Below are 20,070 nucleotides of genomic sequence, written 5' to 3' on the forward strand. Positions count from 1 at the left end.
TTCCGGGCATGATGCCGCCGATGTCCCCGCCGCCGTCGGAGCGGCCGCCCGGTCGGAGCGGGGCCGAGCCCGGTGCCGCGGACGGCCCCACGCCCGCCGACGGTCCGGTCGGGCCGCCGCCCGAGCCGTGGCGTCCGCCGTGGGTGCGGGGTGCCTGGGGCGGCCGGTCGCTGGGGCTCGCGGTGGGCGTCGCCGTGGTGCAGGTGGTCGGGTCGTCGTTCGCCGGGCGGCACCAGAGCGGGCGGGTCCCGCTGGACGCGTTCGGCTACGTCCTGCTGCTGCTCGGCCCGGCCCTCCTGGTGGTGTGCCGCAGCCGGCCGGTGCCGGCGGTGGCGGGCACCTCCGTCGTCACCGCGGGGTACCTGGCCGCCGGGTACCCGTACGGGCCGGTGTTCGCGAGCTGGCTGATCGCCTGCTGCTCGGCGATCGCCTGCGGGCACCGCAGGGCGGCCTGGGCGGGGATGGCGGGGGTGTACCTGGTGCACGTCCTGGTCACCTTCGTGCTGCCGGACGGCTGGCAGCGCGTGCCGCGCACAGCGTTCTCGTGGCAGCAGGAACTCGGCCTGCTGGCCTGGCTGTTGCTCGTGCTGGCGATCGCCGAGATCATCCGGTTCCGGCGCGAGCGGATCGCCGCCCACCGGGCCTACCGGCAGCAGCTGGAGCAGCGCCGGGCCAACGAGGAACGGCTCAAGATGGCCCGGGAGCTGCACGACATCCTGGCCCACAGCCTGTCGCTGATCAACATCCAGGCGGGGGTCGGGCTCGCGCTGCTGGACCAGCGGCCGGAGGAGGCCCGCGCGGCGCTGGCCACCATCAAGTCGACCAGCAAGGAGGCGCTCGGCGAGGTCCGCCAGGTGCTCGCGACGCTGCGCGGGCCCGGGGCGGCGCCGCGCGGCCCGGCGCCCGGGCTGGCCCGGCTCGACGAACTCACCGACCAGGCCGACCGGGTGGGGCTCACGGCCGAGGTGCACGAGCTGGGCGACCGGCGGCCCCTGAGCGCCGCGGCCGACCTCACCGCCTTCCGGATCGTCCAGGAGGCGCTGACCAACGTCGTCCGGCACTCGGCGGCGCGCGAGGCGGTCGTCGTCCTGGACTGGACGGATCCGGAGGCGCTCGTCGTCAGGGTCGAGGACCCGGGCCCGGCGGTGCTCGGCGACGCCGGCGGATCGGGCAGCGGGCTGGCCGGCATGCGGGAACGGGCGGGCGCGTTCGGTGGCACCATCTCCGCGGGAGCGCTGCCGGGCGGCGGCTTCCGGGTACGGGCGGAGCTGCCGACACCGAAGGCGGAGGGCGAGTGATCCGGGTACTGCTGGCGGACGACCAACTGCTGGTGCGGGCGGGCTTCCGGGCCCTGCTGTCGCTGCAGGACGACATCACCGTGGTCGGGGAGGCGGACGACGGCGAGGCCGCGGTGCTGCTCGCCCGCGAACTCGTGCCGGACGTCGTCCTGATGGACATCCGGATGCCGCGGATGGACGGCCTGGAGGCGACCAGGCGGATCGCCGAGGACCCTTCGCTGTCCTCCGTCCGGGTGGTCGTGCTGACCACCTTCGAGCTGGACGAGTACGTCTTCGAGGCGCTGCGGTCGGGGGCCGCGGGTTTCCTGGTCAAGGACACCGACCCGGCCGACCTGCTCCGCGCGATCCGGGTCGCCGTCGCGGGGGACGCCCTGCTCTCCCCGGGCGTGACGCGGCGGCTGATCGGCGAGTTCGCGGCGCGTTCGAAGGCGCCGGAGGCGGCGCCGGCCGGGCTGGCGGACGTCTCAGGGCTCACCGAGCGGGAGCGCGAGGTGCTGGCGCTCGTGGGGATGGGGCTGTCGAACGAGGAGATCGCGCGGCGGCTGGTGGTGAGCCCGCTGACGGCGAAGACGCACGTCAGCCGGGCGATGGTGAAGCTCGGCGTGCGGGACCGGGCACAACTCGTCGTGCTCGCTTACGAGTCGGGGCTCGTGCGGCCGGGCTGGCTGGGCTGAGCGTCCGGGGCCCGGCGCTCCTCCTGGCGGCCGGGCCGCCCCTGGCCGCCGCCTCCCCGGCGACGTTTCGTCCCTCTCCGGCTACTTCCTCCCGGCTGCTTCCGCTCCGGCTACTTCCTCCCCGGCGTGTCACAGCCCGCTCGTACTCCCTCGGGAGTACCCCAACTGCCTCTGCCGGTGGGACGCGTGATGAGACCGCCCGGCGGGACGCTCTAGTCACCTCGGGAAACCGCCCGAGGTCCTGGAGGCCCCACGCCGAGGAGATGAACCACCCATGTACACGCTGCTCGCCGACTGGGACGGGCACGGGCCCGGTCCCTGGATCCTGTTCTTCCCGCTGATCTGGATCGCCGTCGTGTTCCTGGTGATCTTCGTACTGCGCCGGACGGTCTGGCGCCGCGGCTGCGGGTACCGCGCGGGCGCCGACCACCCGCTGGCCGTCCTCGGCCGCCGCTACGCCGAGGGCGACATCGACGCCGAGGAGTACCGCTCGAAGCGGGCCGTGCTCAGCGAGTCGCCGCGGTCGCCGCGCGACGGGGCGGGGGGAGGTGCCGGGAAGTGACGACCCTCGACGTCCTGCACGGCACCGCCGCCCGGGTCGGGGGGGGGGGGCGCGGCCGGCCCCGCCGGGGGGGCCCCGGCGGGCGGGCCCGCGGCGCCCGCCCCGGCCGCCCGGGGGGGGGGGGGGGGGGGGCGGCAAGACCCCCCCTCCGCCGCCCCCCCCCCCCCCGCCGCGGGGGTCGCCGCCGCGTTTACGGTCTACGGCGTCGGCGGCACGGAGGTCCGGGCGCTGGACCGCGTCACGGTGGAGTTCCCGGCCGGGCGCTTCACCGCGATCATGGGACCGTCCGGCTCGGGCAAGTCCACCCTGATGCACTGCGCGGCCGGCCTCGACACCCTCACGGCCGGCCGCGCGTGGATCGGGGACACCGAGCTCGGCCCACTGGGCGACCGGCGGCTCACGCTGCTGCGCCGGGAGCGGCTCGGCTTCGTGTTCCAGGCGTTCAACCTGGTGCCCACGCTCACCGTCCGGGAGAACATCACCCTCCCGCTGGACCTCGCCGGGGCCGCCCCCGACGAGGCCTGGCTGACGACCCTCATCGACGTCGTCGGCCTCGGCGACCGGCTGCACCACCGGCCGAGCGAGCTCTCCGGCGGCCAGCAGCAGCGGGTCGCGGTGGCCCGGGCGCTGGCCGGGCGGCCGCAGGTGGTCTTCGCCGACGAGCCGACGGGCAACCTCGACTCCCGCACCGGCGGCGAGGTCCTCGGCCTGCTGCGCCGCGCGGTGGACGAGATGGGCCGGGCCGTCGTCATGGTCACCCACGACCCGACGGCGGCCGGGTACGCCGACGAGGCGCTGTTCCTCGCCGACGGACGCCTGGTGGACCGGATGGAGCGGCCCACGTCCGGGCTGGTGCTGGACCGGATGAAGGCCTTCGAACGGGGGCGGTCGTGACGGTCCTCGACCCGGTCGTGCTGCGCCTCGGCCTGCGCTCGCTGCGCGCTCACAAGCGGCGGCTGGCCGGCACGCTCCTGTCCATCCTGCTCGGCGTCAGCTTCCTCACCGGCACGATGGTGCTGGGCGACACCCTGCGGGCCAACTTCGACACGTTGTTCGCCGATGCCAACGCGGGCACCGACGTCGTCGTGCGCAGCGCCGACGTGCTCGACTCCCCGGGGACGGCCGGCGGTGTCCGGGCACCGGTGGACGCGGCGCTCGCCGACCGGCTGCGCGCCGTGCCCGGGGTCGCGGCCGCCGAGCCGTCCGTCCAGGGCGCGGGCCAACTCGTCGGCGCCGACGGCAGACCGATCGGTGGCCAGGGCCCGCCCACCCTCGCGGGGAACTGGCTCGCCGACGGTCGGCTCAACCCGTACCGGCTGGCCGAGGGCCGGGCACCGGCCGCCCCGGGCGAGGTCGTGATCAACCGGGGGGCCGCCAAGAGCGGTGGGCTGCACGTCGGTTCGACCACCGTGCTGCGCACGCCCGATCCGGTGCCGGTCACCGTCGTCGGCATCGCGACCTTCGGCGCGAGCGCGGACGGCATGGGGCCGAGCACGTTCACGGCGATGACGTTCGCGGACGCCGAGCGCCACCTCACTCCCGAGGGCGCGGGGCAGGCCAGTTCGATCCAGGTCCGCGCGGCGGGTGGGGTCTCCCAGCAGGAGCTGGCGGCCCGGATCGCGCCGCGGCTGCCGGCCGGGGTGCAGGCGGTCACCGGCGCGGCGGCCACCCGGGAGAGCACCCAGCAGCTGTCCGGGCGCTTCCTGAGCATGTTCACCACGCTGCTGCTGGTCTTCGCCGGGATCGCACTGCTGGTGGCCACGTTCACCATCCACAACACCTTCGCGATCGTGGTCGCCCAGCGGACGAGGGAGAACGCGCTGCTGCGGGCGCTCGGCGCGGTCCGCGGCCAGGTGCTCGCGGCGACGCTCGCCGAGGCCCTGGCGGTCGGCGTGCTGGCCTCGCTCGGCGGGCTGCTGGGCGGGATCGGGGTGGCGACCGGGCTCAAGGCGCTGTTCTCGGCGCTCGGCTTCGCGCTGCCGACCGGCGGCATGGTGATCAGCACCGCCGCGGTGGTGCTGCCGCTCGCGGTCGGGACGCTGGTCGCGGTGGGCTCGGCGCTGCTGCCCGCCGTGCGGGCCGGGCGGACGGCACCGCTGGCAGCGCTGCGCGAGACCGGCGTCGACCGGGCGGCCCAGGGGCGTTCGGGCGTCCTGCGGGTGCTGCTCGGGGGCCTGCTGATCGCGGGCGGGGTGCCGGCGGCGGTGCTCGGTGCCACGGACGGTCCGTCGGTGCTCCTGACGGCCGGCGGGGCGCTCGCGGTGCTGGTCGGCGTGGTGGTGCTCGGGCCGGTCGCGGCGGCGTTCGCGGTACGGGTCCTGGGCGCGCCACTGCCCCGGCTGCGCGGGGTCTCCGGCACCCTGGCCCGTCGCAATGCGGCCCGCAACCCGCGCCGGACGGCGGCCACGGCGAGCGCGCTCATGATCGGGGTCGCGGTGGTGACGCTGTTCACCGTCTTCGGTGCGTCGATCAAGGCCACCCTGGACGACACGGTCGACAAGTCCTTCGCGGGCGATCTCGCCGTCACCGCACCGTCGTTCGGCGCGGGCGGCAGCGGGATCAGCCCCAAGGCGGCCGACGCGCTCGCGGGACTGCCCGAGGTGCGGCAGACGGTCGGCCTCGGCCGCGGCGTGGCCCGGATCGACGGTCACGGCCGGGTGCTGGACGTCACCGATCCGGCCCGCCTGGTCGGGATCGTCGACCTCGGCCGGGTCGAGGGCTCGCTGGACGCCCTCGGCACGGACGGACTGGCGGTCTCCCGCGGCGAGGCGGAGCAGCAGGGCTGGAAGCTCGGCCAGAGCGTGACGGTCGGCTTCGCGGACGGCGCGAGCGGTCCCTTCACCATCCGCGCGCTCTACGAGGGCGGCGGGCTGGCAGGTGACTACCTGATGACCCGCCAGGCCTGGGCGCCCCACCGGGGGCAGGACAGCGACACCCTGGTCGCGGTCGGGCTGCGGGCCGGCGTCTCCCCGGCGGCCGGCAAGGCGGCGGTGCAGCAGGCGCTGGTCCCGTACGGCGGTCCGCAGGTGCAGGACCGGGCGGAGTACGCGGCGAGTGCGGCCGCCGGGGTCGACACGATGCTCTCGGTGGTCTACGCCCTGCTGGCGCTGGCGGTGCTGATCGCGCTGCTGGGCATCGCCAACACGCTGACGCTGGCGGTGCACGAGCGGACCAGGGAGCTGGGCCTGCTGCGGGCGGTCGGCCAGACCAGGGCGCAGCTGAGGGGCATGGTGCGCTGGGAGTCGGTGCTGGTGGCCGCCTTCGGGACGGTCGGCGGGCTCGGCCTCGGGGCCTTCCTCGGCTGGGCGCTCGTGCGGGCCTCCGACAGCGCGGGGACGGGTTCGTTCGCGATACCGCCGGTGCAACTGGCGGTGGTCCTGACGGCCGGTCTGCTGGCGGGCGCGGTGGCCGGGCTCCGTCCGGCGGGCCGGGCGGCACGGCTGGACATCCTGCGGGCGATCGCCACGGACTGACCGGCGGGAGAGCGCGGGACCACAGGGAGGTGACCCAGGAAGGGCCCGGGCCGGAGAGGGCCCACAGCGAGGAAGGGCGCAGACCGAGGAGGGGCTCAGGGCAGGAAGGGCCCAGGACGAGGAAGGGCTCAGCGGAAGGAGGGCCAAGGAACGGACATGGTGAACGCCCCAGAAGAAGGCACCGACCCGGCACCCGGCCGGGACGTCAGTCCGCCGCCCGCGGGAACACCTCCCGCAGCAGCGGGTCCGGCAGGCCGCGGCGGCGCCACTCGCGCGGGTAGCCGAGCGAGACCTCCTCGAAGGGCACGCCGTCGTAGCTGGTCTTGCGCGGGATGTGGAGGTGGCCGTAGATCATCGCGGCGGTGTTGAAGCGGCGGTGCCAGTCGGCCGTCAGCTCGGTGCCGCACCACTGGGCGAACTCGGGGTACCAGAGGATCTCGGTGGGGTGGCGGACCAGCGGGTAGTGGTTGACCAGGACGAGCGGCAGGTCCGGGTCGCAGGCCGCGAGCCGCTGCTCGGTCAGCCGGACGCGCTCGCGGCACCAGGAGTCGCGGTCCGGGAACGGATCGGGGTGCAGCAGCCGCTCGTCCGCGCACACGATGCCGCTCTCGTAGGCGGCCGCCAGGGACTCCTCCTTGGTGGTCGTGCCCGGCGCACGGAAGGAGTAGTCGTAGAGGAGGAAGAGCGGGGCGACGGCGACCGGCCCGCCGGCACCCTGCCAGACCGGGTACGGGTCCTCGGGGGTGAGCACCCCGAGCCGGCGGCACATGGCGACCAGGTGCTCGTAGCGGGCCACGCCGCGCAGCTGCACCGGGTCCTCGGGGTGGGTCCACAGCTCGTGGTTGCCGGGGGCCCACACCACGCGGGCGAAGCGTTCGGCGAGCAGTCCGAGCGCCCACTCGATGCTGGTGGAGAGCTCGGCGACGTCACCGGCGACGATCAACCAGTCGTCGGGGCTGGTGGGTTGGAGCTTCTCCACCAGGCCGCGGTTCTCCTCGTAGGAGATGTGCAGGTCGCTGACGGCGAGCAGCCTCCCGCCCGCCGCGCCGCTCCCCGGCTGCGCTCCGCTGCCGTACTCGGTCGTCACTCCTGCCCCCTGTGGTCACCGGTCGATGCCGCCACAGTACGGGGCAGGGCCGGGTTCGCGGGGCGGAACCGCGGAGCTCAGCGGCGCGCGGGGACGCGGCCGGGCTCAGGAGCTGGGGGTCCGGTTCAGGAGCCGAACTCCATGATCACGCCGTGCGCCGAGACGGTGGTGGCGGTGAAGACGGCGAGCGCGGCGACGCCGAGCACGAGGCCGAGGACCGCCCGGCCGCGTCGCCGGGTGCCGCGGACCAGGGCGAGCGTGCCGAGGACGATGGCCAGCGGACCGAGGACGATGTTGAAGATCAGCAGGCCGGGGAGGCCGAGCAGGAAGGAGGCGACGGCGAGGTTGTCGGCCTCGGTGACGGTCGCTTGGCTCGCGGTGGCCGGCTGGTGGTCGGTGACGGTGCTCATGACGGTGGCGGGTCCTCTCGGGTGAAAGGAGCGGAGAAAGGAGCTGGGTCGGAAGGAGCCGAGGGCGGCAGGGGCTCAGCGCTGCCGCAGGCGGGCGATGCCCTCGCGGGCGCCAAAGGCGAGCAGCCAGGCGGTGATGGCGGCGGAGGCGGTGAGGAAGACCGGGAGCGAGGTGTGTGCGGCGGCGCCGATCAGGACACCCATGGCGACGAGGGCGGAGAGCAGGATCACGGCCGACCAGTCCTTTCCGGTTTCGGCTTCGGGTTCGACGTCGGTTTCAGTCTCGGCGTCGAGCCTGACCCCGGTTTCGGTTGACAAGTGTTCACCGAGTTGGCCTCACTCTACGCCGGGCTGGCCAGGTTCGGCAAACAGTTGTTTACTGAATGGCGTGAATCACACCGAGGGGGCCGAGTCGCCCCGGAGCGCAGGGGCCGAGCAGCCCGAGATCGTCGGCGCCAGACAGGCCCAGAAGCAGCAGAGTCGCCGGGCGCTGCTGGACGCAGGCCTGCGCCTGCTGGCCGATCAGAATCTCGCGAGCCTCGGCGTCCGCGAGGTCACCCGCGCCGCCGGGCTGTCCCCGGCCGCGTTCTACCGGCACTTCCCGGACCTCGCCGCGCTCGGCGTCGCGTTGGTCGAGGAGTCCCTGGCGAGCCTGCACCTCATGATCCGCTCGGTGCTCGTCGGGGAGGGCGGCGCCGAGGAGCTGATCGACCGTGCGGTCGACGTCATCCAGCGGCACGTCCGTGAGAACCGTGCGCACGTGCGCTTCCTCGCGCGCGAGCGGCACGGCGGTGTCCGGCGGGTGCGGGAGGCGATCGACGCCGAACTCGGCCGTTTCGCGGCGGAGGTGGGTGCGGCGCTCGGGCTCCAGCCGGTCTCGGCGGGCTGGAGCGAGGGCGACCTGCGGATGCTCGCCGAGTTGTACGTGGACCACATGGTGTCCACGGCCGCCGCGTTCCTGGAAGCGCTGGAGGCCCAGGAGGCCGATCCGGGCCGCGAAGGGCGGATCGCCGCGACGGCCCGGCTGCAGTTGCGCCTGATCAGCGTCGGTCGGCGCCACTGGCAGGGGAGTTGAGCGCACCGGCCGGCCGGAGTCGATGACCGCGGCCGGGGTGTGCCCCGGCCCTTCCGAGCGACCTCTCCGTTGACCTCTCCGTTGACCTCTCGGTGGCGGCGGACCTCTTGACATCTAGTCATGTCCGCGACAGCTTTGGTGGACCCCCACACCGAGAGGTCTCTCATGAGGAAGCCGCTCATAGGCATGCTCGCGACGGTCCTGGTCGCCGGAGCCACCACGCTGGCCGGACTGGCCCCGGCACAGGCCGCCCCCCTTGCGAACGCCGCCCCCCTTGCGAACGCCGCCCCCCTTGCGAATGTCGCGACGGGCGCCAAGGGCGCCATCGCCGCCCCCGCCCCGGCGGATGCCGCCGTCGACTTCACCGGCACGGTGGCGCTCGACAACTGTTCCGGGTCGCTGGTCCGGATGCCCGGCTCGGCAGGCAGTGACCCCGCACTCGTCCTGTCCAACGGCCACTGCCTGGAGTCCGGTATGCCCGGCCCCGGTCAGGTGGTCACCGACCAGCCGTCCAGCCGGACGTTCACCCTGCTCGACGGTTCCGGCGCCGACCTCGGCACGCTGAACGCGGTCAAGGTGGTCTACGGCGCCATGACCGACACCGACGTGTCGATCTACCAGCTCGACTCCAGCTACGACACGATCCAGGCGCAGTACGGGATCGCCCCGCTGACCGTCTCCGCCGACCACCCCGCCCAGGGGGCCGCCATCCGGGTGGTCTCCGGTTACTGGAAGCGGATCTACTCCTGCTCGGTCGACGGTTTCGCCTACCAACTGCGCGAGGCGGACTGGACGTTCAAGGACTCGGTCCGCTACACGTCCGGCTGCAACGTGATCGGCGGCACCTCCGGCTCGCCGGTGGTCGACGCGAACAGCGGGTTGCTGGTCGCCGTCAACAACACGATCAACGAGAACGGCCAGTCCTGCACGCTGAACAACCCGTGCGAGGTCGACCAGGGCGGCGCGGTGACGGTCCACCAGGGCATCGGCTACGCCCAGGAGACGTACATCATCCCGCCCTGCTTCGGCGCCGGGAACGTCCTCGACCTCACCCTGCCCGGCTGTGCCCTTCCCCGCCCCTGACCAGCACCTTCCGCGATGGGCCGCCCGCCACCCGGCGGGTGGCCCATTCGGCCGTCCACCGGGCGGCCGCCGCACCAACCGCACCGCAGAGTAGTGCCGATGAGGCAGCTGTCATATCCGTTGACCAGATGGAGAGTTGATGAGCACCAGGTTCAGAAGACTGCTGGTTTCCGCCCTGCTGATACCGCTGCTGAGCGCCAGCGGCGGCCTGGCGGCCCCGGCGTTCGCTCAGGCCCCGGCGTTCGCGCAGGGCACGGCCGCGACCGCCGCCCACGCGCAGCGCGACGTGGCCGCCGACCCGACCGCGGACATCAAGGCCCGCCTCGCGGCGATCCCGGGGATGACCATCACCGAGGAGAAGCCGACCGACGCGGACCACCGGTACTTCCTCCTCACCTACACCCAGCCGATCGACCACTTCCGTCCCTGGCTGGGCACCTTCCAGCAGCGCATCAGCGTGCTGCACCGCGGCTACGACCGCCCGACCGTCTTCTACACCAACGGCTACACGCTGGGCACCACGCCCTCGCGCACCGAGCCGACCCGGCTGGTCGACGGCAACCAGGTCTCCATCGAGTACCGGTACTTCACCCCGTCGCGCCCGGAGCCGGCGGACTGGACCAAGGCCGGCATCCGCCAGGCGGCCGCCGACTCGCACCGGATCGTGACCGCGCTCAAGGAGATCTACCAGCAGGAGTGGCTCTCCACCGGCGCCAGCAAGGGTGGCATGTCCTCCACCTACTACCGCCGGTTCTACCCGGACGACGTGGCGGGCACGATCGCGTACGTCGCGCCGAACAACACCGACGTGAACGACGACGCGCCGTACTCCGAGTTCTTCCGGAACGTCGGCACCCCCGAGTGCCGGGCCGCGCTCGACGCGGTGCAGCGCGAGCTGCTGGTGCGCCGGGATCGGCTGGAGGCGCGCTTCACGGCCGACAACAAGGCGGCCGGCTCGACCTTCGCCGTCGTCGGTTCGGTGGACCGGGCCTACGAGGGCAGCGTGCTCGACGTGGTCTGGGGCTTCTGGCAGTACAGCCTGCAGTCCGACTGCGCGAAGGTCCCGGTGGCGGCCACCGCGACCGACGACGAGCTGTACAAGTGGTTCGACGCGCAGGAGGGCGTGACCAGCTCCAGCGACCAGGGCCTCGCCAAGTACACCGCGTACTACTACCAGGCCGCGACCGAACTCGGCGCGCCCTACTTCGACGTCTCGTACCTGAAGGACCTCCTGCACTACGACTACAAGGAGCTGTACGCGCCCCGCGCGTACGTGCCCAAGGAGATCCCGACCACCTTCAACCCGAAGGCGATGCCCGACATCGACCGCTGGGTGAAGCGCGAGGCCGAGCGGATCATCTTCGTCTACGGCGGCAACGACCCGTGGGGCGCCAAGCCGTTCGAGCTCGGCCGGGGCAGCGACGACTGCTACGTCTACACCGTCCCGGGCGGCAACCACGGCTCCAACATCGGCAAGCTGCCGGCCGAGGAGTCGGCCGCGGCGACCGCCAAGGTGCTGGAGTGGGCCGGCCTGGCCGGTGGCCAGGACGACGCGCGCTCGCTCGCGAAGTCGCAGTCGCAGTCGCAGGCACCGTCGTCGCAGTACCGGATCCCGCCGTTCGGCCCGCTCGACGAGGAGGGCCAGAAGCTGGAGCGCCACCCGCTCTAGTGCCGTAGCCGGGTACCACGCACGCAGGAAGGCCGCCTCCGCTCGGTGAATTCGAGGGGGCGGCCTTTCGCGTCCGGTTCTCGCTCCGGCTTTCGCGTACGGCTCTCGCTCCGGCTCTCGCATCCGGCCGGAAGCCGCCCCCGCCGAACCCCTCCCCGAAGCAGTGAATCGGTGCTTCAATGCTTCCATGGCCTACCGACGCACCCCCGCCGTCCAAGCCCGTCTGGACGCCCAGCGCGAGGCCGTGCTGCAGGCGGCCGTCGGCCTGCTCGCCGAGCGCGGGTACGGCGGCTGCACGATGGCCGCGGTCGCGGACCGCGCCGGGATCGCCACCGGCAGCGTGTACCAGCACTTCACCAACAAGGCAGAGTTGTCGGTGCAGTTGTTCCGCCGGGTGGTCACGCGCGAGATCGCCGCGGTGAACGCGGCCGTCGCCCGCCGGGAGACGCCCGAACAGCGGATCGCCGCGGTCGTGGAGACGTTCGCCGCCCGCGCCCTGCGCGCGCCACGGCTGGCGTACGCGCTGCTGGTCGAGCCGGTCGACGCGGTCGTGGACGCCGAACGCCTGGTGTTCCGGCGGGCGTTCCGCGACGTGATCGCGGCCGAGATCGCCGCCGCCGTGGCCGCCGGGCGGCTGCCCGCCCAGGACCCGGTGCTGACCGCCGCCGCCCTGGTCGGCGCGGTCGGCGAGGCCCTGGCCGGCCCCCTGGCCGCCGAGCCCGAGCCCGAGTCGGCCCGCGCCGAGCCCGAGCCCGAGTCGGCCGGCATGGAGCCCGAGTCGGCCCCCGCCGAGCCCGAGCCGCCCCGCACCACCCCCGCCGGAGCCGGACCCGAACGGACCACCGCCGAGGTGGTCCCCGCCCTGGTCTCCTTCACCCTGCGTGCCCTGGGAGGACGCGATGACAGCGACGCATGAGGTCACCAACCAGGTGCCCCTGCCGTACGGACACGACACCGCCGCCGATCCGACCCTGCTCGCCGCCCTGGACCGGGCCGGCGCCGGCTGGGCCGAGCCCGAGCTGCGCGAGCTCGGCCGACTGGCCGGCTCCGAGCAGGCCGCCGAGTGGGGCCGGCTGGCCAACGAGAACCCGCCGGTGCTGCGCACCCACGACCGCTTCGGCCACCGGATCGACGAGGTCGAGTTCCACCCGGCCTGGCACGAGCTGATGCGCACCGCCGTCTCCCACGGCCTGCACGCCGCGCCCTGGCGGGACGGCCGGCCCGGCGCCCACTCCGCCCGCGCCGCGAAGTTCTTCGTGTGGGGCCAGGTCGAGGCGGGTCACACCTGCCCGGTCTCGATGACCTACGCCGCCGTCCCGGCCCTGCGGGCGAACCCTTCCCTGGCGGCCGAGCTGGAACCGCTGCTGGCCGCCACGGAGTACGACTTCGGGCTGCGCGAGCCGCGCTCCAAGCGCGGGCTGATCGCCGGCATGTCGATGACCGAGAAGCAGGGCGGCTCGGACGTCCGCACCAACACCACCACGGCCACCCCGCACGCGGACGGCACCTACCGCCTGACCGGCCACAAGTGGTTCACTTCGGCGCCGATGTCCGACCTCTTCCTGACGCTCGCCCAGGCGCCGGGCGGGCTCAGCTGCTTCGTGCTGCCGCGCGTGCTCCCGGACGGCGGCCGCAACCGCCTCCACCTGATGCGGCTCAAGGACAAGCTGGGCAACAAGTCCAACGCCTCTGCCGAGCTGGAGTACGACGGCGCGGTGGGCTGGCTGGTCGGCGAGGAGGGCCGGGGCGTGCCGACCATCATCGAGATGGTCAACATGACCCGCCTCGACTGCACCGTCGGCGGCGCCTCCGGCATGCGCTACGGCGCGACCCGGGCCGTCCACCACGCCGTCCACCGGCGGGCGTTCGGCAAGGCGCTGGTGGACCAGCCGCTGATGCGCAACGTGCTCGCCGACCTGGTGGTGGAGTCCGAGGCCGCCACGGCCGTCGCCATGCGGCTGGCCCACGCCACCGACCTCGCCCTGGCCGGGGACGAGAACGAGGCGCTGGTACGGCGGTTGGGGCTGGCCGTCGCCAAGTACTGGGTCTGCAAGCGCGGTCCGGCGCACGCGGCCGAGGCGCTGGAGTGCCTGGGCGGCAACGGCTACGTGGAGGAGTCCGGCATGCCGCGGCTCTACCGGGAGGCGCCGCTGGTCTCGATCTGGGAGGGCTCGGGCAACGTCGCCGCCCTGGACGCGCTGCGGGCCATGGCCAGGCGCCCGGAGAGCGTCGAGGCGTTCCTCGGCGAGCTCGACTCGGCGGCCGGCGCGGACCGCCGCCTGGACGCGGCGGTCGCCGAACTGCGCAAGCAGCTCTCCGACCCGACGGACCTGGAGTACCGCACCCGCCGCCTGGTCGAGGCGATGGCGCTGGCCTTCCAGGGCTCGCTGCTCGTCCGGTACGGCAGCCCGGCGGTGGCCGACGCGTTCTGCGCGACCCGCCTCGGCGGCGACCACGGCGGTGCGTTCGGCACCCTGCCGCCCGGCGTCGACGTCACGGAGATCATCGACCGCGCCCGCCCGGTGCCCGCGTGAACGACCACACCGCGGAAGGCGCCGAGGCGGCGGCCGTCCGGGCGTTCTGGCGGGACCTCGGCCTGCCCGGCCTGATCGATGTCCACACCCACTTCATGCCGCAGAACGTCCTCGACAAGGTGTGGGCGTACTTCGACGCGGCCGGCCCGCTGGTGAACCGCCCCTGGCCGATCACCTACCGGGAGGCCGAGGAGCGGCGCGTCGAGCGGCTGCGGGAGTTCGGCGTCCGCGCGTTCACCTCCATGCTCTACCCGCACAAGCCGGGCATGGCCGCCTGGCTGAACGCGTGGGCCGCGGACTTCGCCGCCCGCACGCCGGACTGCCTGCACACCGCGACGTTCTTCCCCGAGCCCGGGGCGGCGGAGGACGTGGCGCGCGCGATCGACGAGGGCGCCCGGGTGTTCAAGGCACACCTCCAGGTCGGCGGCTACGACCCGGCGGACGCGCGGCTGGACGACGTGTGGGGGCTGCTGGCGGAGAGCGGCACCCCGGTGGTGACGCACTGCGGATCCGGGCCGGTGCCGGGCAAGTTCACCGGTCCGGGGCCGATCGGCGAGGTGGTGGCCCGCCACCCCGGGCTGGTGCTGGTGGTCGCCCACCTCGGCATGCCCGAGTACCGGGACTTCCTCGACCTCGCCGAGCGCCACCCGGCCGTCCGGCTGGACACCACGATCGCGTTCACCGACTTCGCCGAGGCCGACGTCCCGTTCCCGCGCGACGAACTCCCGCGCCTGCGCGGGCTGCAGGAGCGCGTCCTGCTCGGCAGCGACTTCCCGAACATCCCGTACCGGTACGTCCACCAGCTGGAGTCGCTGGCCGGGCTGGGCCTGGGGGAGGAGTGGCTGCGGGCCGTCTGCCACGACAACGCGGCGGGTCTGTTCGGTCTCGGCGGCCCGTCCGCGTAGGCCGCAGAACGATCGCGTGCAGCAGGTCAGTCGACGTCCGCAGCATCCGGACCACGTCCGCGTGCAGCAGGTCAGTCGACGTCCCCAGCACCTGGACCACGTCCGCGCCCCGCAGGTCAGTCGACGTTCCGCAGCACCCGGACCACGTCCGCGTGCAGTCCGGGCGCGGCGGCGAGGAACCCGTCGGACGCGGCCGTCCAGGCCGCCCCGGCGGTGTCCGTCACCGTCGCGCCCGCCTCGCTCGCGATCAGTGCGCCGGGCAGCAGGTTGGGCGCGTCGGCGCCGTACTCCCAGAACAGCGCGAGGTGCCCGGAGCCGACCTGCGCCACCTGGAGGGCGGTCGGGCCGAGGTTGCGCACCGCGACGACGGCGCCGGCCATCGCGGTCAGCGACTCGCCCGCCCGGCGCAGGGCGACCGGGTCGCCGGCGGCGGTCGGCGGCTGGCTGGTCGCCGCGACGGCCGACCCCAGGGTGCGGGGCAGCGGGGCGATCGGCCGCCCGTCCAGGTGAGCGCCGCCGCCGAGCACGGCGCGGTAGGTCCGTCCACCGAGCAGCTCGGGCGCGTGGACCACGGCCAGCACGGCCCGGCCGTCCCGGACGAGCGTCGCGGTGACGGCCCAGTACGGCAGGCCGAGCAGGTACTGCACCGCGCCGTCGGTGGCGTCGCACAGCCACCACTCGCCCTCGGCCGGCACCGCGCCGTCGAACTCGTCGTCCAGCCAACCGGCGTCCGGGCGCAACGAGCCGAGCCGCTCCCGCAGTTCGGCTGCGGCGGGGCCGTCGATCTCGGCGAACCGCGCCACCGCCTCCTCGGCCGTCCGCGCCGGGGTCGGCTCGGTGGGCCGTCGCGCCACCAGCTTCGCGCCGACCTCGCGCACCGCGGCCTCCACACCCTCGGCCAGCGCCCACAGCTCCATCGTCGTACCCCACTCCTGGCCGGACCGTCCGGCCGCACAGGACAAGGAGTACCGTCAGACCGGATGAACGAGACGCTCAATGGGCTAGGAATGATGGAGATCGGACACCATGGACCTATTGACGGCTGATCCGGACACGGCCCTCGACCTCCTCGACCGCCGGCTGGTCTGCGCGCTCCAGGTCGACGGCCGGGCCGAGACCGGCCGGATCGCCGAGGTGCTGGGCGTCTCAGCCCGGACGGTCACCCGTCGCCTGGCCAGGCTGCGCGGGGCCGGCGTGCTGCGGGTGGTGCGGATGCCGGACGTGGAGGACGCGGCCGTCGGCGCGCTGCTGCTGCGCGTGCGGGTGCTGCGCGGCACGGTGGACGCCATTGCGAAGGCCTTGGCCGACCGCCCGGATGTGCCGTTCGTCGACGTGATGCTCGGCGGCCAGGAGATCGGCGCCGTCATGTTGAGCGACGCCGGCGGCCGCGACCGCCTGCTGTACGGGCAGCTGCCCGCGACCGCCGCCGTCACCGAGACCACCACCCACGCCGTCCTGCACGCCTACGCGGACGCCGGGCAGTGGCAGGCCGGATACCTGGAGGCGGACGAAGCCGCGGCGCTCGCCCGGCCCGTCGCACCGCGCCCGCGGACGCCCCCGCCGTTGGACGAGCTGGACCACGCGCTGCTGGCCCGGCTCACCGAGGACGCCCGGCAGTCGCACGCCGCCCTCGCCGAGGCCGTCGGCGCACCCGAGTCGACCGTCCGCCGCCGCCTGCACCGCCTCGACGAGTCCGGGCTGCTGCGCACCCACGCGACCGTCGACCCCCGGCTGCTCGGCCTGGCCGTGGACGCCAACCTCTGGCTGGACGTGCCGCCCGGCCGGCTCGCCGAGACCGGCGCGGCCCTGGCCCGGCACCCGCACGTGCACGGGGTGCTCGCGACCAGCGGGCCGACGAACCTGATGGCCGCGGTGTTCTGCCGGGACCACGCGGGGCTCTACCGGTTCGTCACGGACACCCTCGGCCCGCTCGGGGTGACGCGCGCCGAGACGGCGATCGTCGCGCGCGCGGTGAAGCGGGCGGGCGTCCCGCTCAGGAGGCTCGGCCCACAGCGGTGACCGGGCCCACCGGGGCCTCACCAGCGTCCCGGCGTCCCAAGTGCCCAAGCACCCAAGCGCCCCGGCGCCCCAATGCCCAAGCGCCTACCGGCCTCAGACGCCGGTGCTCGACCCCGGACGGATGACCATCAGCACCACGACGACCGCCCACAGCAGGTTGAAGACGCCGGCCGTCATCGGCAGCATCTTGAGGCCCTTCACGGCCTTGTCGCGCTGCTCGTCCCCGGTCTCCTGGGCGAGCGCGTCGACGGCGGCCTGCTGGCCGGGCAGCACGAAGAGCAGCAGCGAGAGCGCGGCGACCGCGGTCAGGACCATCGAGACGATCAGCCAGGACTGCCCGAGCACGTCCATCACCTGGGCCAGTCCGATGCCCAGCACCGGCACGGCCACCCCCAGCAGCGCGTAGACCTGGGTGATCCGGTGCAGGATCCGCAGCACGCCGGCGTCGGAGGCCTGGTCGGGCCCGCCCGCCAGCGCCGCCTTCGCACGGCGCGGGAACATGCTGACGGCCACCGCGACCGGGCCTATGAACAGGACCGACGCGAGGACGTGCAGGCTCAGCAGGAACTTGGCCATGGCGGGGACACCCTTAATCCGGCGGTGGGCAGCGATTCGGCGGGGCGGCCGCGGTCCGGCGCCCGACCAGGCACGCTAACACCGCTTACCCCGGCGCCCGCCGCGCGGGTCAGGCCCCGGCCGTCAGCTCCACGACCTGCGGCTCGGCGGTGCTGACCGCCGCCACCGCGGCGCCGTGCGCCGGGTCCGTCCAGTCGACGAAGTGCAGGTCCTGGTGGCGGCTGCGCAGCGGGCCGTCCGCCGGGACGGCCAGTGGCAGGTCGGAGAGGTCGACCGCGGCCAGCGTGTCCATGCTGGTCCGCCCGATCTTGATCAGCGACTCCTTGCGCACCCACAGCCGCAGGAAGGCCCGGTCCGGCTCCGGGGCCGCCTGCACCAGGGCGAGCTCGGCCGGCGCGAGCACCCGCTGCGCGACCTCGCCCAGCGAGCGCCCGCGCGCGGCGAGCTCGACGTCGACGCCGACGGGCTCGAAGCCGGCGGCCGCGGCGACCACGCCCCGGGTGTGCGAGAGGCTCACGTGCACGTCCGGGTGGTCCGGGAGGAACGGCTTGCCGTGGTCGGCCCGGCCGCAGTCGGGGCACTGCTGGGCGAGCGCGAGGCCGTCGGCCGGGACGCCGAGGAGCCGGGCGGCGCAGAGCCGGACCAGGAGGTGGCCGGCGGTGAAGTCGACCCGCCCGGTCTCCGTCCGGAAGCGTGCCGCGCGTTGCCGTTCGAGGTCCGTGAGCAGGTGCTCGCCCACCTCGGGGCGGCGCAGGACGGCCTCGGCGGAGGCGACGGTGACGAGCGGGGCGGGCCGGTCCTGGCGCCGGTCGTGGTCCTCGGTGGTCATGTCCCCAACCTAGGCCATGGGCCCGCGCCCCGGGGGCCGGTCGATCCGCTCGGCCGTTCGATGGACACCGGGATCGGATCCGAGGATCCACAGGGTATGAATAGTCCGATTTGTGACGTTATGTCGCGAATATGTGGGATCACCAGGTAATCACCCGAAGATGGCAGGTTGAGCGACCTGCCTCTTTCCTTGTGTGGAGGAACGCGTCGATGGGTCAGGGCACCGGTACGCCGGATCACAGAACGACCGCCGTGAAGAGACCGCAGGTTCCCGGCCGCCGGGCCGTGCGGATCGCCGTCGCCACGGCCTTCGCCGCGGTGCCGATGGCCGCCGTGCTGTCGGTCGTTTCCGCCGCGCCGCTGGCGCCGCCGCTCGGCGCCTGCACCGGGCCCGACTGCCCGTCCACCTGGCCGCCGCCGAACAACGGCGACTTCACCGGCCGGGACGCCACGATCAACGTCTTCACCGGCGGCGACTACACCGTCAACGGCCGTGCCGCCGAGGCCGAGGGCAAGATCGTCACGCTCGGGGTCCTGACCCTCGACAAGAACGGGGGCGGCGTCTACAACATGGGCGTCGTGGGCGTCGGCTCACGCGTCGTGCCGCCCAACGGCAGCGACTTCGTCACCACCGGCGGCAACGTCGACGTGAAGAGCGGCAACTCGATCCTGATCGGCGGCAGCGACTCCCACGGCCCGGCTTTCGGCAACCTGCGCCACGCGGGCAGCGTCACCGGAACCGTCAGCATCGACCCGATCGGCGAGTCGATCCAGGACCCGAACGCGGCAGCGCCGTACCAGACGGTGCTCACCCAGATCGAGGAGGTCTCGGACTGCGTCGGGCGGGCCACCGCCACGGGCACCGTCGACGTCTCCTCCAGTCAGGCCACCTTCACCGGTGACGGCACCAGCACGAAGCAGGTCTTCAACGTCACCCGGAACCTCGCCTCGCCGACCGGCGGGCAGATCGGCCTGGTGTTCAACAACATCCCGGCCGGGGCCACCGTCGTGGTGAACATGCTCGGCGACAGCCCGGTCATCAACACCTACACGGGCTCCGGCCTGGCCGGGGACCAGACCACCGACATGCGCTCGAAGCTGATGTACAACTTCCCGACCGCGACCACGGCGCAGATCCTCGGCAGCGCCCAGTTCCAGGGCTCTGTCCTGGCGGGCAACCCGGGCGGGACGACGACCATCGCCCAGGCGGGCATGAACGGCCGGGTGTACCTCGCGGGCAACCTGATCCACACCGGCACCGGCGGCTACGAGATCCACAGCTACCCGTTCGACGGGGACCTGCCGGAGTGCAAGACCTCGCCGAGCCCGTCGCCGTCGTCCAACTCGCCGTCCCCTTCGCCGACGAACTCGCCGTCCCCTTCGCCGACGAACTCGCCGTCTCCGACGAACTCGCCTTCGCCGACCAACTCGCCGTCTCCGACGAACTCGCCTTCGCCGACCAACTCGCCGTCTCCGACGAACTCGCCGTCGCCGACGAACTCGCCTTCGCCGACCAACTCGCCTTCGCCGACCAACTCCCCGTCTCCGACGAACTCCCCGTCGCCGTCCCCGACCGCGAGCACCACGTCGCCGTCGGCCACCACCACCTCGCCCTCGGCGAGTTCGTCCACCGCGGGCCCCGTGCCGACCAGCTGGCACCCGACCGGGCACGAGTCCAGCGGTCACCACCACGGTGGCGGTGAGCTGCCGTCGACGGGCGCGGGCAACGCCCCGTTCGTCCTCGGCGCCGCGGGTGTCGGCGCACTCGCCCTCGGCGGCCTCGCCGTGATGGTCGCCCGCCGCCGCGGCCGCCACAGCTGACCACCCCCACGGCACGACGGGGCGCCCCGGCGCACCCCCCCGCGCGGCCCCGCCCC

The 20,070-nt window shown here is 74.0% G+C and carries 19 protein-coding genes; 13 read left to right on the forward strand and 6 right to left on the reverse strand.

Annotated features, from left to right (window positions below):
- Window positions 1-8: 8 nt before the first annotated feature.
- The 5 genes from ACFV4G_RS12505 (at window position 9) to ACFV4G_RS12525 (ending at window position 6,007) form a co-directional block, all read left to right on the forward strand.
- Window positions 9-1,298 (forward strand): sensor histidine kinase, encoded by a 1,290-nt coding sequence (locus ACFV4G_RS12505; protein WP_380439342.1) that lies wholly within the window; start codon window positions 9-11, stop codon window positions 1,296-1,298.
- Entirely contained in the window at window positions 1,295-1,972 is a 678-nt protein-coding gene (locus ACFV4G_RS12510) for a response regulator (RefSeq protein ID WP_380439344.1), read from the forward strand. The genes ACFV4G_RS12505 and ACFV4G_RS12510 overlap by 4 nt, the downstream gene beginning before the upstream one ends.
- Before the next feature lie 274 nt (window positions 1,973-2,246).
- Window positions 2,247-2,534 (forward strand): SHOCT domain-containing protein, encoded by a 288-nt coding sequence (locus ACFV4G_RS12515; protein ID WP_380439346.1) that lies wholly within the window; start codon window positions 2,247-2,249, stop codon window positions 2,532-2,534.
- Between the two features lie 243 nt (window positions 2,535-2,777).
- A complete protein-coding gene (locus ACFV4G_RS12520) occupies window positions 2,778-3,428 on the forward strand; it encodes an ABC transporter ATP-binding protein (protein WP_380439348.1) in 651 nt (216 codons plus the stop codon).
- Window positions 3,425-6,007: an FtsX-like permease family protein gene (locus ACFV4G_RS12525; protein WP_380439350.1), complete on the forward strand. Its 2,583-nt coding sequence runs from the start codon at window positions 3,425-3,427 to the stop codon at window positions 6,005-6,007. Before ACFV4G_RS12520 ends, ACFV4G_RS12525 begins: the two co-directional genes overlap by 4 nt.
- Before the next feature lie 205 nt (window positions 6,008-6,212).
- Here ACFV4G_RS12525 and ACFV4G_RS12530 read toward each other — a convergent pair whose 3' ends face one another.
- From ACFV4G_RS12530 to ACFV4G_RS12540, 3 genes are all read right to left on the reverse strand, one after another.
- On the reverse strand, window positions 6,213-7,094 hold the full coding sequence (locus tag ACFV4G_RS12530; protein WP_380439352.1) for a metallophosphoesterase family protein: 882 nt from the start codon (window positions 7,092-7,094) through the stop codon (window positions 6,213-6,215).
- 125 nt (window positions 7,095-7,219) lie between these two features.
- Window positions 7,220-7,504 (reverse strand): hypothetical protein, encoded by a 285-nt coding sequence (locus ACFV4G_RS12535; protein WP_380439354.1) that lies wholly within the window; start codon window positions 7,502-7,504, stop codon window positions 7,220-7,222.
- A 75-nt stretch (window positions 7,505-7,579) separates the two neighbouring features.
- A complete protein-coding gene (locus ACFV4G_RS12540) occupies window positions 7,580-7,735 on the reverse strand; it encodes a hypothetical protein (protein WP_380439356.1) in 156 nt (51 codons plus the stop codon).
- Between the two features lie 157 nt (window positions 7,736-7,892).
- Here ACFV4G_RS12540 and ACFV4G_RS12545 point away from each other — a divergent pair, with 157 nt between their 5' ends.
- The 6 genes from ACFV4G_RS12545 (at window position 7,893) to ACFV4G_RS12570 (ending at window position 14,770) form a co-directional block, all read left to right on the forward strand.
- A complete protein-coding gene (locus tag ACFV4G_RS12545) occupies window positions 7,893-8,579 on the forward strand; it encodes a TetR family transcriptional regulator (protein ID WP_380439358.1) in 687 nt (228 codons plus the stop codon).
- 165 nt (window positions 8,580-8,744) lie between these two features.
- Window positions 8,745-9,662, forward strand: a complete 918-nt coding sequence (locus ACFV4G_RS12550) for a trypsin-like peptidase domain-containing protein (RefSeq protein ID WP_380439360.1) — start codon at window positions 8,745-8,747, stop codon at window positions 9,660-9,662.
- Between the two features lie 139 nt (window positions 9,663-9,801).
- Complete coding sequence (locus ACFV4G_RS12555) at window positions 9,802-11,331, forward strand: S28 family serine protease (protein ID WP_380439362.1); 1,530 nt, start codon at window positions 9,802-9,804, stop codon at window positions 11,329-11,331.
- A 187-nt stretch (window positions 11,332-11,518) separates the two neighbouring features.
- A complete protein-coding gene (locus ACFV4G_RS12560) occupies window positions 11,519-12,247 on the forward strand; it encodes a TetR/AcrR family transcriptional regulator (protein WP_380439364.1) in 729 nt (242 codons plus the stop codon).
- Window positions 12,231-13,865, forward strand: a complete 1,635-nt coding sequence (locus ACFV4G_RS12565; protein ID WP_380439366.1) for an acyl-CoA dehydrogenase family protein — start codon at window positions 12,231-12,233, stop codon at window positions 13,863-13,865. The genes ACFV4G_RS12560 and ACFV4G_RS12565 overlap by 17 nt, the downstream gene beginning before the upstream one ends.
- A complete protein-coding gene (locus tag ACFV4G_RS12570) occupies window positions 13,862-14,770 on the forward strand; it encodes an amidohydrolase family protein (RefSeq protein ID WP_380439368.1) in 909 nt (302 codons plus the stop codon). Before ACFV4G_RS12565 ends, ACFV4G_RS12570 begins: the two co-directional genes overlap by 4 nt.
- A gap of 116 nt (window positions 14,771-14,886) precedes the next feature.
- On the opposite strand, the gene ACFV4G_RS12575 is transcribed toward ACFV4G_RS12570, so the two are convergent.
- A complete protein-coding gene (locus ACFV4G_RS12575; RefSeq protein ID WP_380439370.1) occupies window positions 14,887-15,687 on the reverse strand; it encodes an inositol monophosphatase family protein in 801 nt (266 codons plus the stop codon).
- Window positions 15,688-15,796: 109 nt separating this feature from the next.
- Here ACFV4G_RS12575 and ACFV4G_RS12580 point away from each other — a divergent pair, with 109 nt between their 5' ends.
- Complete coding sequence (locus tag ACFV4G_RS12580) at window positions 15,797-16,789, forward strand: Lrp/AsnC family transcriptional regulator (RefSeq protein WP_380439372.1); 993 nt, start codon at window positions 15,797-15,799, stop codon at window positions 16,787-16,789.
- A gap of 93 nt (window positions 16,790-16,882) precedes the next feature.
- Here the strand turns inward: ACFV4G_RS12580 and ACFV4G_RS12585 are convergent, their stop codons facing one another.
- Entirely contained in the window at window positions 16,883-17,365 is a 483-nt protein-coding gene (locus tag ACFV4G_RS12585) for a DUF2269 family protein (RefSeq protein WP_380439374.1), read from the reverse strand.
- Window positions 17,366-17,474: 109 nt separating this feature from the next.
- On the reverse strand, window positions 17,475-18,194 hold the full coding sequence (locus tag ACFV4G_RS12590) for a 4'-phosphopantetheinyl transferase family protein (protein ID WP_380439376.1): 720 nt from the start codon (window positions 18,192-18,194) through the stop codon (window positions 17,475-17,477).
- Window positions 18,195-18,445: 251 nt separating this feature from the next.
- Between ACFV4G_RS12590 and ACFV4G_RS12595 the strand changes: the two genes are divergently transcribed.
- The gene (locus ACFV4G_RS12595) at window positions 18,446-20,014 is read left to right on the forward strand and encodes a choice-of-anchor A family protein (RefSeq protein ID WP_380439378.1); all 1,569 of its coding nucleotides are present in this window, start codon (window positions 18,446-18,448) and stop codon (window positions 20,012-20,014) included.
- The last annotated feature ends 56 nt before the right edge of the window (window positions 20,015-20,070 follow it).

It is taken from the genome of Kitasatospora sp. NPDC059747, from assembly GCF_042732955.1.
Lineage (GTDB): Bacteria > Actinomycetota > Actinomycetes > Streptomycetales > Streptomycetaceae > Kitasatospora.

What these genes read in the sequence shown, in the direction of transcription:
- ACFV4G_RS12505 (WP_380439342.1), top strand. Translation starts at nt 9, where the DNA reads ATGATGCCGCCGATGTCCCCGCCGCCGTCGGAGCGGCCGCCCGGTCGG.
- ACFV4G_RS12515 (WP_380439346.1), top strand. Translation starts at nt 2,247, where the DNA reads ATGTACACGCTGCTCGCCGACTGGGACGGGCACGGGCCCGGTCCCTGG.
- ACFV4G_RS12535 (WP_380439354.1), bottom strand. Translation starts at nt 7,504, where the DNA reads ATGAGCACCGTCACCGACCACCAGCCGGCCACCGCGAGCCAAGCGACC.
- ACFV4G_RS12550 (WP_380439360.1), top strand. Translation starts at nt 8,745, where the DNA reads ATGAGGAAGCCGCTCATAGGCATGCTCGCGACGGTCCTGGTCGCCGGA.
- ACFV4G_RS12555 (WP_380439362.1), top strand. Translation starts at nt 9,802, where the DNA reads ATGAGCACCAGGTTCAGAAGACTGCTGGTTTCCGCCCTGCTGATACCG.
- ACFV4G_RS12560 (WP_380439364.1), top strand. Translation starts at nt 11,519, where the DNA reads ATGGCCTACCGACGCACCCCCGCCGTCCAAGCCCGTCTGGACGCCCAG.
- ACFV4G_RS12565 (WP_380439366.1), top strand. Translation starts at nt 12,231, where the DNA reads ATGACAGCGACGCATGAGGTCACCAACCAGGTGCCCCTGCCGTACGGA.
- ACFV4G_RS12575 (WP_380439370.1), bottom strand. Translation starts at nt 15,687, where the DNA reads ATGGAGCTGTGGGCGCTGGCCGAGGGTGTGGAGGCCGCGGTGCGCGAG.
- ACFV4G_RS12580 (WP_380439372.1), top strand. Translation starts at nt 15,797, where the DNA reads ATGGACCTATTGACGGCTGATCCGGACACGGCCCTCGACCTCCTCGAC.
- ACFV4G_RS12585 (WP_380439374.1), bottom strand. Translation starts at nt 17,365, where the DNA reads ATGGCCAAGTTCCTGCTGAGCCTGCACGTCCTCGCGTCGGTCCTGTTC.
- ACFV4G_RS12590 (WP_380439376.1), bottom strand. Translation starts at nt 18,194, where the DNA reads ATGACCACCGAGGACCACGACCGGCGCCAGGACCGGCCCGCCCCGCTC.